The following is a 12,909-nucleotide window of genomic DNA, read 5'->3' as shown; positions in this document are numbered from 1 at the left end:
TATACTAATCCATGATCCGATTTTTTACAACACTTTTCCTGCTGTTGACATCTTTGGCTGCGTTGCCACAGGAATTGCCACCTCACGACCTGAGCCAGTTGACCATCGTAGGGGGCAAAACACCCGTTGAAACGGCACTCAGCATTGGCCGCCAGTTCCTGGGAAAGCCGTATGTATCCCATACACTCGACACGACGCCCACGGAGCAGCTCATCATCAACGTGCGGGAATTCGACTGCACTACCTATCTGGAAACAGTGCTGGCTCTTTCGCTGGCCTGGCACGAAATGCCGGATAAGGGGGCTGGTCCCCAGCTTGAGCAGGCCTTCCGAACTTACCTGACCAAATTCCGTTACCGCAATGGTAAAATCGACGGGTATGCCAGTCGGCTGCACTATTTTTCAGACTGGCTCCGCGATAACGAACGAAAGGGACTTTTAACCGATGTAACGGGTGAGCTGACAGGCAGTATATCGGTGGCCAAACCTGTTTCATACATGACTACCGCTACCTACAAGTATCCCCAGTTAAGCGACCCCGCAACCCTTAAGCAGATGCAGCTGGCCGAAGCAGCGCTCAACCAGCAGGCATTTGCATTCATTCCCAGGAAAAATATCCGACTTGCCGAAAGCCAGCTTCAGGAAGGTGACATCATCATGCTGACAGCCGCCCGGCCGGGTCTGGATATGAAACACGTGGGGCTGGCTGTACGGCAGCCTAACGGGCGCATTCACCTCATGCACGCGTCCTCCGAGCAGGGAGAGGTAGTTGTCACCCCCTACCCCCTGAGCGACTATGTACTTTGGCACAAAAATTTGTCGGGAATTCGGGTCGCGCGGCTGCGGGGCAGTGGCGTATTTGCAGCAGTAAAGTAGCAGCAACCTCATCCACCCTCAAACGTAGCCAAATGAAGTATGCGCTGCTCTTCGTTATTTTGTTCCCCATGCTGGGCAGGGCTCAGTCGAAGGTGACCGGGTTAGGAAACTATGTCCTAGGTCTCACAATACCCGATTCACTCAATCGGCTTGGCTTCATCGAAGAAGATGTATCCTACGTTAAGGGAACCATAGCGCTTCCCTGCACCCATATTCGTACGTTCACAGCCACTACCGTACCAATTGCCGGACTGTTTGTGAACCGGGTTATTCTTGTCTTCTACGACAATATATTATTCAAACTATCCTGTGACTTCAGCGATTCATTGAGCATCGCCTTTGTAACACAACATGGGCCGGGTGTTCGCAAGACCATAAGTAACCTTCAACTTTGCTACAAGGAGACTGAAAAGCCAATGCAGCGTTGGAGCACGATTTGGACGAGTGGCGACATAATGGCCATTGCGCTTCATAGAAACGGCTATACGACTGATTGTCAGTTGGCCCAAAGCGCCCGGCTACTGATAACCAGTCAGAAAATCTCCGCCCTCTCGTCTGACTGCGCTATAAAACCTGCCGATTCCTTTTCTGAGGAGTTCGATAACCGTTAAAAGGAAAACCAGGAAACACAATCCCCCAAAAAAGAGCTACTAAACAGTGCCTTTGCCAGCACCTGGTTGCTCTTTCAGGTACAGCTGGTCTGGCTTTGCCCAAGCCTCTTTTCAGGCAAAAACAAGCGCCGTCTTCCGGCGAATCTGTTACCGGGGGTAATAGACTCCTGTAGCCGGACTGACCACTGGTTTTACCAGTCGTTCCACTCAAGCCAGGGCAAGTGACTACCAAACCCGCAGTTAATAAATGCTTTATCATTACCAACGGCGACATGGCCGGTAAGCAAAGACCAGATCAGGAGAATCGTTATACTCAGAAACAGCAGCAGGAAGAGCCCTTTAAGTACTCTGTTGACGAGATCTTTACCCGCACTCATCTCCTTCATAAAATAGATCGCCATATAAAATTGGAAACCTATCGACAAGGCAATTACAACGATCGTTACCAGTTGCATAAGATCCCAGGTTTAGAGCGCCCAAAACGACATATCACCAAAGATGTCTGGCTCAATAATCTATCAAAGCTATAGGGTATTTTATCTAATTGATAGCTATGTCTTGTTATCGATCCGGTTCAACGTATTATGGGCTGGACGGCAGAACTACCTGTGCATCCAATCTTCCAGCTTATAAGCCTATACTACATACAGCGCTAAACTTCTTCTGATACAAAGGCCTCGACCCGAGCCTTTATATTCTTCTCTACAGCAAACGTACCCGCACCACCAAAAAAGCCCGGATCGATCGATTTGGGCTTTTTTGGTGGCTTTTAATTGAGAAAAAAGCTTAAAATTTGAAAAAAGTATTACTTTTATCAAAGTGTCTATTATCTTTAAGGGCATCTGGCGACGTTGCCGGGGAGCGTCAAAACAGCGCTGATTTTGACTGACAACCTGTTGGGTGTGTGGCACAACATCGGTCATACGACCGGCGGTCATGCAGCAAAAGGGACTTGTTACGACGGGGCGAACCGACTTTTGTAGCCGGGTGAAATCAGGTATTGGAAAACGTATGGAAGGGAAAACGCTGGAGGTAATCAGCAAACTATGGGCGTAGTAGATCGCTGCTGCCAGTCAGGATTCAGATTCTATAGATATGGAAGCTAAGGAGCCCAAGGCCCGTGGCGGGTTTCGGCCTGGTTCGGGACGCAAGCCTATCTCGACCAAGAGCAAAATTCCCGTTTCGATCGATACGGATCTGGTCGCATGGCTAGCTCAGTTTGGCAGCCGGAAACGCAGTCTGATGGTCAACGACGCGGTCAAGTTGATGAGAGAAGAAATGACCAGACAAAGCGGCCTGAAATAGGCACCTTCTGTTCTTGAATGGCTGACCCTGATGACACTGACAGGTACCCGGAAACGCAACACGGGTATTGATCACTTCAGTAATACAGCAGGAAGCGCTACGGCAGACAGATCCATTGGAAAGGAGTGGCAAGAAATAATTTGTATAAGTACCCTTAAAAAGCAGAAGAATGGAAACTGTATTCGATTACAATCCAACCCAACAGGAGATCGATGCCCTGGGCTTTCTTGACGGCTGGCTGGTATTCAGACAGGGCGTACCCTTTACCCAGCCGGTCACTATTGAGTCATACCGTGCTACCATTACACCAAAATCGGCTCAATTCGATCTCGTGCTACTATTCGAGTACCGAGGTGATCAGAGTAGAGCGGATAAATACGCGGCTGGTATCTGGATGCGTACGAATGAGAACCGCCGGAGTAAAGAGTATGCGCGTATGGTAGCGTAATCCCAGCTTCTCTTTTACCTGCATTGATTGACATTTGACACCAAAGTCAGTTGTTTGTCCCTAATAGGACATAAGTTGTCCCTGATCGGCAAAGACCACCTTCAGAAAGCTACGAACTTTACGGTTAGCAGTAGGGCTTTTCTACTTCTATCCTCTGTACCCCGATTTGGCTTGTTTATAGCCAGGTTGGGGTTTTTCTATTGATTCAGTAAATTCCCATTCATAAGCTACAGACCGTATCGGTAGCCAGCCATTAAAGCATAGTAACTAACTACAACCTGACCTGGTAGTGCGTCGGGCGTCTAAAGTGATGGTCGTTTTCTGTTACGTTTCGTAACCAATCTGCCTGCTTCGGCAAGCTTTATTTCAGTGTCCTTTTCCTTAAAAATAGGAGGAGTAATGATTCTGTTCTTTCTTCATCATAACGTTAGTACGTCCAGGTTAGACCCGGTTTTCCGACTTAGTTTACGATAAATACGTATGAAAACAAAAAACCGCCAACATTACTGAAGGCGGGTTTTTGTTTGTAACTTGTTGATAACCAACTGAGCCAGTGGAGGGATTCGAACCCCCGACGCGCTTGCGCATCCTGATTACAAATCAGGCGGAATCGACCGCTATCCGACACTGGCCAAAACCAACAACCCGTTTCCGAATTGTGATGCAAAAGTAAGGCTTTTACTGCTTTTCTGCAAGATCAAGCCTGGATATTACTGACCGGATACCGTTTTTTTTGTTACCCGGTCAGTATGTGTCTGTTAAGCCTGTGCTACTTTCAACTGGTGTTTCAATTCATCCAGCTGTTTTTGCGCATCGGCAATTTTCTTATCGATATCAGCGCGCAGTTGATCTGCATTTTTTGAGCGGGCAAAGAATTCGATGTTGTTACGATACGTAGCAATGTCATTCTCGATGGCCGTCATACGCCGACGAATATCATTCTCCCGCTTGTTTCCGGTATCCGTGCCGCCCCGGTTGTAGTCGCGGTCGCCCCGATCGTCACGATCCCGGCTGAAACCACGATCACCACCGCGGTCCTGACGACCACCCCGGTCGCCATCACGACCACCATTCCGGGGGCCACTGCCCCGTGTTGCCTCAGCTTCGCTTTGGAGCATGATCCGCTCCTTGTCTTTGGCCGGGATCTTACCCGTTGCACTCACCAGGGCGTTAACCGCGTTGATGTAACGCTTCTGGGTCGACTGCATGTCTTTCTTCGGTACAAATCCGATGGTGCTCCACTCCTTCTTGAATTCATTCAATTGGGACAGATCAGCATTCTCGGTAGCAGCCGCTTCAATGCGCTCGATGAGGGTAATCTTCTGGGTTAGATTGCCTTCGAACTCCCGCTCGGTGTCCTGGTTCTTTGAGCGCTTCTTGTTAAAGAAGGCATCACAGGCCGCTTTGAAACGATCGAAAATTGAGTTCTTCTGTTTCTCCGGTACCTGTCCAATATTTTTCCACTGGCGTTGCAGCTCAATAACTGTCTGCGTCGTCTCGGGCGATTCTTCTCCTGAAGCCAGGATAGCTTCAACCTGTTCGCACAGTTCTGTTTTCGCGCGCAGATTCTCTTCCCGCTTGCTCTCCAGTTGCTTGAAAAACTCACCCTTATTGTGGAAGAACGTTTTCAGGGCGGCCCAGAATTTCTTGCTCAGCTCTTTACCTTCCTCGCGGGGCATAGGGCCTTTGATACCATTCCAGCGATCCTGCAAAGCCATGACAGCTTTCGTCTTGTCGTTCCAGTCGTTGATGCTGTTGGATGCAAAGGAGGTCAGTGGTACGAGCTCTTCGTAAATCGCTGATTTCTCTTCATACAACTGAGCCGACTCTTTCCGTTGCTCATTGGTCTGGCCCCGCCGTTTGTCATACAGCACATCGAGAGCCGCCTTCATGCGGGCCCACAAAACTTCCTGCTCAGCTTTGGGAGCGGGTCCAATATGCTTGTACTCCTCGAACAGTGCGTTGGCATCGTCGATGGTCTGGCGCGTAACGGGCGTCTCTTCCGACGCTTTCGCCATAGCTTCAACCTTCTCGATCACATCCGTTTTGAGGGTGATGTTGCGCTTACGGTCGAGTTCTTTTAATTCAAAATAAATATTCCGGTTGCTATAGTACCGGTCAACGAGCGCATGGTAAGTAGCCCATAACGTTGCGTTGTGGGGCGAATTCATATTTCCGGCCGCTTTCCACTCGTCCTGAATTTTCTTGAACTCGTTCCAGCTCGTTTTTGGATCGCCGGCGTTGTTCTCGTCGGTTTCAACCAGCACGCGCAGACGGGTCAGGAGCTCGGTTTTAGCCGCGAAATTGCCGTCCTTAGCTTTATCAAGATTCTGGAAATAGGTGTTTTTCTGGCTCTTGATCTGCTTGTACAGCTCGTCGAACTGCTGAACAGTTTCGTCGTTTTTGAACTCGAATCCTTCTTCGGACCCTGTCTCAGCCACATACCCCTGCAAAGCAACTTCGCGCTCGGCCCGCTTCATCTGGTCGAACAACGGCTTGACATCCTTGAGTGTCTGATCGGCTTTCTTGAAATCGCCGGGCGAGACTGTCGTGCCGCTGATAGATGCCAGTTTCGTCTCGAGTAACGTGACAAAATCCTGCTTCGAAAACTGACTGTAATCGACGGCGGGCTGTGCCTGCGCTTCCTCTTCAGACTCATCGGCCACATCCGCATACTGCGCTGTTACCTCCTCACTGACAGACGGAGCTTCGACTGGCGCAGCTTCTTCCGGAGCGTCAGACGCTGGTGTCTCTGCGGTTGGTTCAGCTACAGGCGTTTCGGCCTCAGATGTCTCCTGAGAAACATCAGCCGTTTCGCCCACATCGGCTGTGGGCTCTGACTGGTCGATTGCCGCAACGGGCTGGGGTTCCTCTGTCGGCTCGGCAGCAGGTGTTTGATCTGCTGATTCGGGCATGGCAGTTGTGTCACCGCTCGATGTGTCGGATTGCGATTCCACCGCATCTGTTGCTGTAGGCTCTGTAGCTTCAGCCGTGTTTGCAGTCTCTTCGGGTGTATTAACGGCCAACGCGTCGGTCAACGGCGATGCATTGTCCGGCTGCTGGTTAATTTCCTGTTCTTCGTTTGCCATGTTGGGAACGTACCGATTACTTTTGCAAAAGTACGACAAAATGCGAATTTACCTGTATTTCGGCCATTGAAAAGCCGGTAACTAACCTCCCCGATGCCGTCAGCAATCAGCGACTTACGAAAAGATTACACACTTCATGGCCTGGACAAAGGGGATGTATCTCCTAACCCGATTGAGCAGTTCCGGATTTGGTTCGAGGCTGCGCTGGTAGCTGGTGTTCCCGAACCGAACGCTATGCATGTCAGTACCGTTACCGCCGAGGGTCGACCCGACGGTCGTATTGTGCTCATTAAAGACGTTTCAGCGGCAGGTTTTGTGTTTTACACCAACTACCAAAGCCGCAAAGGCCGCGACCTGATCGAACGCCCATTTGCGGCACTCACCTTTTTTTACCCCGAACTCGAACGTCAGATCCGCATTGAAGGGCGTGTAGAAAAAGTTAGCGCCGAAGAGTCGGATGCTTACTTCAATAGCCGCCCGCGGGGTAGTCAGATTGGGGCATGGGTATCGAATCAAAGCACCCTCGTTGACAGCCGTGATGTGTTGGAAAGCCGTCAGCGTGAACTGGAAGCCCAATTTGACGGCCAACCTATACCCCGTCCACCCCACTGGGGCGGTTTTATCGTGATACCGGATGCACTGGAGTTCTGGCAGGGTCGTCCAAGCCGCCTGCACGATCGAATCCGGTACCGGAAAGAAGGACAGAACTGGCTCATTGAACGACTTTCGCCTTAGCCAGCAGTGGCCGCTATGGCCCTACGTATCTATTGACCTGTCGTTTTAACGTCTGTAACGCTATCCCCGACAGCGCCCCACCAGGCGCGGAATCGATTTTATGGGTAACAAAGTAAATTGCAGCCGCTACTTTACTTTGTTACCCACGCTACTTTCGCTCTTATCATGATGTCTTTTTCATTTCCGGCCTTTGTCCTCCGGTGTCTTTTAGTTGTGCTGTTGCTACAAGGGTCGTTTGCAACACCCCCCGGTTACGCCCAGAAAAAACCAGATCTGTTTAGCCAGAAGGTTATTCATGAGGTCATGATCCGGACTACCGACTGGCAACTGGCTCACCCCAAGCACAGCCCGACCGACTGGACCAACGGAGCTTTTTACGCCGGTGTATTTGCCGTTTACGAAACGACAAAATCGCCCAAAATACTCGACTCGCTCCTGGTCATGGGCGAACGTAACAAATGGCAGCCCGGCCCTCGCTTCGATCATGCCGACGATATCGCTATCTGCCAGACCTACATCAATTTATACCGGATCAAAAAAGATCAGCGTATGATTCAGGCCACCATCGATACCGTGCAGAAGATGCGCCGGGTGGCGGGTCCTGAAGTAAAAAAACACGGGATCACCTGGTGGTGGTGCGATGCCTTGTTCATGGCCCCGCCCGTGCTGGCTCAACTCAGCGCGACACTCAATGACCCGGCTTACCTGGCATTCAACGACTCGCTGTTTCGCCAGACCTACGATCTGCTCTACAGTCAGCCGGAACACCTCTACGCCCGCGACGGGTCGTACCTGATTGCGGCCGATGGCACCGGAAAACGGGAAAGCAATGGTCAGAAAATATTCTGGTCACGAGGAAATGGCTGGGTAATGGGCGGATTAGTGAAACTCCTGGCCGAGATGCCTAAAAATCATCCGTCGCGTTCGTTTTACCTGACGCAGTACCTACAGATGAGCGAACGGTTGCTGGCCTTACAACAGCCGGACGGTCTCTGGCGGTCAAGTCTGCTCGACCCGGCAGCGTATCCGGGTGGCGAAGGATCCGGCTCCGGTTTCGACTGCTATGCGCTGGCCTGGGGCATTAACCAGGGTATTTTACCCCGTAGTCAGTATTTACCCGCAGTGCGGAAAGCCTGGGTAGCCCTGAACGGACTGGTTTCGCCCGAAGGCCGGGTAGGCTGGGTGCAGCCTATCGGGGGCGACCCACGCCGGAACTTCAACGCCGAGAGCTGGGAAGTTTATGGTACCGGCGCTTTTCTGCTGGCAGGCTCCGAAGTCGTGAAGTTGAAAAAGTAACTGGCAACACCGTATCCCATCTATACTATAAAACACGCCCACCATGCTAAAATATACGATCGGCGCTGCATTTGTCGGCGTCTTCTGCCTGAGCAGTTTTCTTATTGAGCCGAAACCAGCCGCGAAAACAGCCCGTGAAAATTACGAAACCTATTGCTCATCATGCCACGGAGAGAAAGTAGAGGCTTTTGTAGACCGCAAATGGAAACACGGCACCCAAAAGAGTGAGTTGATGAAGAGTATCTCTGGCGGTTACGCTGACCTGGGTATGCCTGCCTGGAAAGAAGTACTCAACGACAAGGAAATCGACGAAATGGCCGACCTGATTCTAACGAGCCTCAAGAATGTCGATCAGTACAAGTTCGCCAGCAAACCAACCTCCAACGTGTTCGCTTCGGAGGGGATGACTGTCAGACTGGATACGGTAGCCAGTGGCCTTTCATCGCCCTGGGGACTGGCTTTCTTACCGGATGGCGGTATGCTGGTAACCGACCGCGCCGGTGATGTATACCGGATCGACAAGACGAACCGTAAAACTAAATTGACGGGTGGCCCATCGGTACTAGCCGAAGGGCAGGGCGGTCTGCTCGATGTAGAGCTCCACCCCGATTTCGCCAAAAATCAGCTGATCTACCTCTCCTACTCAGCGTTTAAAACAGTGGGCGCTGATACGTTATCGACTACCGCCGTAATGCGGGCCAGGCTATCGGGTGATGCACTGACCGATCAGAAGATTATCTTCGAAGCCCTGCCTTACGCCAAAACCCGCCACCATTACGGCTCCCGGCTTGAGTTTGACAAAAAAGGGTTCCTGTACATATCGGTGGGAGACCGGGGCAACGAGAAAGAAAACCCACAGTCGCTGGCCAGTGACTGCGGCAAAGTTCACCGGCTGCACGATGATGGCCGTATTCCTGCCGACAATCCATTCATGAATGAGAAGAAAGGGCGTACCTCTATTTATTCATACGGGCACCGCAACCCACAGGGCATGGCCATGCATCCGGCAACGGGTGCGATCTGGACCCATGAGCATGGCCCACGTGGGGGCGACGAAGTTAACATTATCAAAAAATCGGCCAATTACGGCTGGCCTGTTATCTGCTACGGTATCAACTACGATGGCAAGCCTATTACTAACCTGACCGCGAAAGCCGGCATGGAACAACCCATGATCTACTGGCTTCCTTCTATCGGCCCCAGCGGTATGGCTTTTGTGGAAGGCAGCAAGTATCCCGGCTGGAAAGACAATCTGATGGTTGGCTCACTGCGGTTTCAGTACCTGAACCGGTGCGTCGTGAAAGACAACAAAATTGTCAGTCAGGAAAATATACTGAAAAACATCGGGCGGCTCCGCAATATAGATATGGGGCCAGACGGCTACCTCTATGTATCAGTTGAAGAACCTGGCTACGTCTTCCGTCTGATGCCCATGAATCAGTAACCTCTTTAACGTAAATTCTGGAAAAAACTGTCTTTGTTCTGGCCCGTTAGGGCCTTTACAGCGCAGCTTCGGTAGTAACAAAATTTGATTTCAGCAGCATCTATGTGCCGTCAGGTACATACCGGTTGTGTACCTGACGGCACACGTTTCCTACAGATGGCCCCTTTTTCTGCTACCGACGCTGCGCTGTGAAGGCCCTACGGGCCAAATTTAAACCCGATTTCACGCTGTTTACTCTGTTTGCTTCGTTGCCAGTTAACTCGTACAGCAAATGGCGTCATTCCGCTCACAGAAACCGGCATTCCACCGGTTTCTTTTTTTGCCGTTTCGTCCCGATCTGTAGTTTTGTGAAATGACCATCACTACCGTCTCATACCGCCTGACTACCCGGCAAAAATGGCAGCTAGCGCTCAGCGTCTTTGTCATCTATTGGCCTATCCGGCTGTATGTCAACGTACAACATCCAACGATGGAGTTCTGGCTCCGGTCGACCCCGTTCTTCATTATGGAGATTCTGGTTACCGTGGCGTTCTTTTTTGCGTGGATCAGTGTTGTCGATTGGATTCAGCAACGAACATTCGCCCGTTTTGGCAACGACTTTCTGGTTGAGTTCAAGTTGCCGGCTCAGGTAACAACGCTCCTGATTGCCAGTGCAATGGCGCTGGTCTTCAACGAAGGGTTTCACACGCTTCAGCGCAGCCTGAACGGCTTTCTTGAAAGTCAGTTCTCCGTTTATCAGCAGGTTCCGGCCTGGAGTCGGTCGGCCGCTGATGGTCGGCCACCTACGCCCCAGCAGCGGCAGGCTTACCGCGAACAGCGTCGACGAATCAATAACGGACTTACCGTAATGGCAATGCTGTCGGCGTTTTACCTGGCGGCCAGCCGCCGGGCTTATCGACGGCTGGAGGATGTGCAGGTACGGGCTGAGCGGCTCGAAAAAGAGAATGTACAGGCTCAGTTTGCTGCCCTTAAAAGTCAGGTCAACCCGCACTTTCTGTTCAACAGCCTGAGTATTTTGTCGTCGCTGGTGTATGCCGACGCCGAACTATCGGAGAAATTCATCGACCAGTTGTCGCGGGCCTACCGGTACATTCTCGAACAGAAAGATAACGAACGCGTTTTGCTCAAGACTGAGCTTGAGTTTATCCAGGCTTATCGATTTCTGCTCAATATCCGGTTTGAGAACAAATTCGATGTCGTTCTCAACGTACCCGAATCCGATCAGAACCGTTACAGCATTGCGCCATTGACGCTCCAGCTGCTGGTTGAAAACGCGGTAAAGCATAACCGCATGTCGACGAAAGAACCGCTGAAAGTACATATCGATCTGGAAGACGACTGTCTGCGAATCTGGAATAACCGCCAGCTGCGTCCTCAATCCGAAGCGTCTACCGGTGTAGGCCTGCAAAACATCATCAACCGCTACGCCCTGCTCACCAACCGACCCGTCTGGATTGGCGAAAATGAGGGCAGTTTTGTCGTTAAGATTCCATTACTCACGTAACGTAACGAGCGCAGTAGTTTTCTTATCGCTCATCTACTCATCCACCATGAACGTTGTCATTATCGAAGATGAAAACCTGACAGCCAAACGGCTCGAAGGCATGCTCCATAAGTACGACCCATCGATCGACGTCCTGGCCCGGATCCCGTCCGTTGCCGAAGCAGTAGCCTGGTTTGGTCAGCCGACTGCCGAGCCTGTCGATCTGGTGTTTATGGATATTCACCTCGAAGATGACCTGGGATTCCGCATCTTCGAGCAGGCCAATCTAACAACGCCCGTTATCTTCACGACCGCCTACGATGAGTACATGATCCAGGCGTTTAAGGTCAACAGCATCGATTACCTGCTCAAACCTATCAATTACGACGAACTGGTAGCCGCTATCGAGAAATTTAACGCGCTCAAGAAGCAGTTCAGCCAAAGCAATGCACCAGGGTTACTTCAGGCAGGCCCCGATCTGGAAACGCTGCTTACCTTACTCGGAAAACCTAAACATACCGACTACAAAGAGCGGTTCATGATCACGGTTGGTACCAAGATCAGAAGCATCGAAATAACCGATGTAGCTTATTTTTACCTGGAAGAGAAAATCGTATTTCTGGTTACCAAAGACGGGCTCAACCTACCCATTGATTACAGCCTCGATAAGCTGACCCAGTTGCTCAATCCAAAACATTTTTTCCGGATCAGCCGCCAGTTTCTGGTTTCACTACCTGCTATTCAGACTATTCACACCTACTCGGCAGGCAAGCTCAAGCTCGACCTAAATCCCAAATCCCGGCAGGAGGTGTTCGTTAGTGGCGACCGCATGACCGAGTTCAAGGAGTGGCTGGGGAAATAAACCGGTATAAATAAGGGGCTTTGTGGGCGCCCCCACTCATCTTTTTTTCCAGCCGCTCCAAAATGCCCAAGCTCAGGATCTTGCGCTGGAAATTCGTGCGTTGTAGCGGCTTTCCCAGAATCGTTTCGTAGAGCTGCTGCAAATCGGTCATGGTGAATGTCTCGGGCAACAGGGCAAATCCAATCAGCTTGTCATCCAGATTTTTTCGTAACGTTTCCAGTGCTTTATACACCATAGCCGTGTGATCAAAAATCAGGGGCGGAAGGGTAGCCAGATCATGCCAGCCACAACTGTCGGAGAGCGGATCGGGTGTGGGGTTGGCTTTGGTGAAGTCGATCAGGGCGTAATAGCCGATCGAGACGAACCGTTGGAGCAGCCAGTGCGTATTCGGAAGTTCAACGCCATTGCCCTGTAGTAGTGTCTGCTGCGTTCCCGCATCGCGACGGTCCCGCTTCCCGAACGTATAAAATTGGTCGAGGTAAATTTCCCGCAGCCCTGTTCGCTCGTACAACACCCGGGCAGCCGCTTCGTCTACATCTTCCGAAAGGTGCACAAAGCCGCCCGGCAGCGCGAAGGCGTCCATTCCCCGAAACCGAAGCAGTAAAATTTTCAGCTGTCCTTCGTGAAATCCAAAAATAACCGGGTCTATCGACAATCCCGGCAGCAGATCCTGCCCATCCGTAAATGGGCGCTTCATGCCTGTTTCGTTCGTCATGCTCATAGGTGTCCTACAAAGCTCCGTAGAAAGTTGGATGATAAAA

General features: G+C 51.1%; 12 protein-coding genes and 1 tRNA gene. 9 read left to right on the top strand and 4 right to left on the bottom strand.

Annotated features, from left to right (window positions below; genetic code table 11):
- The first annotated feature begins 11 nt into the window (after positions 1-11).
- Positions 12-875, top strand: a complete 864-nt coding sequence (locus FH603_RS17415) for an N-acetylmuramoyl-L-alanine amidase-like domain-containing protein (protein ID WP_186738859.1) — start codon at positions 12-14, stop codon at positions 873-875.
- Positions 876-907: 32 nt separating this feature from the next.
- Positions 908-1,486, top strand: coding sequence for a hypothetical protein (locus tag FH603_RS17410; RefSeq protein WP_186738858.1), 579 nt, complete (start codon positions 908-910; stop codon positions 1,484-1,486).
- A 191-nt stretch (positions 1,487-1,677) separates the two neighbouring features.
- Here FH603_RS17410 and FH603_RS17405 read toward each other — a convergent pair whose 3' ends face one another.
- Positions 1,678-1,941, bottom strand: coding sequence for a hypothetical protein (locus FH603_RS17405; protein WP_186738857.1), 264 nt, complete (start codon positions 1,939-1,941; stop codon positions 1,678-1,680).
- Between the two features lie 640 nt (positions 1,942-2,581).
- On the opposite strand from FH603_RS17405, the gene FH603_RS17400 reads away from it, so the two are divergent.
- Positions 2,582-2,791 carry a hypothetical protein gene (locus tag FH603_RS17400; protein WP_186738856.1) on the top strand — a complete coding sequence of 70 codons (210 nt, stop codon included), beginning with the start codon at positions 2,582-2,584 and terminating at the stop codon, positions 2,789-2,791.
- 169 nt (positions 2,792-2,960) lie between these two features.
- Positions 2,961-3,239: a hypothetical protein gene (locus FH603_RS17395; RefSeq protein WP_186738855.1), complete on the top strand. Its 279-nt coding sequence runs from the start codon at positions 2,961-2,963 to the stop codon at positions 3,237-3,239.
- A gap of 548 nt (positions 3,240-3,787) precedes the next feature.
- Here the strand turns inward: FH603_RS17395 and FH603_RS17390 are convergent.
- Both FH603_RS17390 and FH603_RS17385 read right to left on the bottom strand, forming a co-directional pair.
- A tRNA-Thr gene (locus FH603_RS17390) sits at positions 3,788-3,871 on the bottom strand.
- 126 nt (positions 3,872-3,997) lie between these two features.
- Complete coding sequence (locus FH603_RS17385; protein ID WP_186738854.1) at positions 3,998-6,328, bottom strand: DUF349 domain-containing protein; 2,331 nt, start codon at positions 6,326-6,328, stop codon at positions 3,998-4,000.
- 93 nt (positions 6,329-6,421) lie between these two features.
- On the opposite strand from FH603_RS17385, the gene pdxH reads away from it, so the two are divergent.
- The 5 genes from pdxH (at position 6,422) to FH603_RS17360 (ending at position 12,148) form a co-directional block, all read left to right on the top strand.
- Positions 6,422-7,063 (top strand): pyridoxamine 5'-phosphate oxidase, encoded by a 642-nt coding sequence (pdxH, locus tag FH603_RS17380; protein WP_186738853.1) that lies wholly within the window; start codon positions 6,422-6,424, stop codon positions 7,061-7,063.
- A gap of 165 nt (positions 7,064-7,228) precedes the next feature.
- On the top strand, positions 7,229-8,359 hold the full coding sequence (locus tag FH603_RS17375) for a glycoside hydrolase family 88/105 protein (RefSeq protein ID WP_235985491.1): 1,131 nt from the start codon (positions 7,229-7,231) through the stop codon (positions 8,357-8,359).
- Positions 8,360-8,402: 43 nt separating this feature from the next.
- On the top strand, positions 8,403-9,803 hold the full coding sequence (locus FH603_RS17370) for a PQQ-dependent sugar dehydrogenase (protein WP_186738852.1): 1,401 nt from the start codon (positions 8,403-8,405) through the stop codon (positions 9,801-9,803).
- A 352-nt stretch (positions 9,804-10,155) separates the two neighbouring features.
- Entirely contained in the window at positions 10,156-11,307 is a 1,152-nt protein-coding gene (locus tag FH603_RS17365; protein ID WP_186738851.1) for a sensor histidine kinase, read from the top strand.
- Between the two features lie 46 nt (positions 11,308-11,353).
- Positions 11,354-12,148 (top strand): LytR/AlgR family response regulator transcription factor, encoded by a 795-nt coding sequence (locus FH603_RS17360; protein WP_186738850.1) that lies wholly within the window; start codon positions 11,354-11,356, stop codon positions 12,146-12,148.
- Here FH603_RS17360 and FH603_RS17355 read toward each other — a convergent pair.
- The gene (locus FH603_RS17355) at positions 12,126-12,863 is read right to left on the bottom strand and encodes an NUDIX hydrolase (RefSeq protein ID WP_186738899.1); all 738 of its coding nucleotides are present in this window, start codon (positions 12,861-12,863) and stop codon (positions 12,126-12,128) included. The two genes, FH603_RS17360 and FH603_RS17355, sit on opposite strands and share 23 nt — an antisense overlap.
- Positions 12,864-12,909: the final 46 nt, after the last annotated feature.

The organism is Spirosoma utsteinense (assembly GCF_014282275.1).
Lineage (GTDB): Bacteria > Bacteroidota > Bacteroidia > Cytophagales > Spirosomataceae > Spirosoma > Spirosoma utsteinense.
Note: the sequence above shows the minus strand (reverse complement) of the source record. Positions and strands in the feature narration are given on the sequence as shown.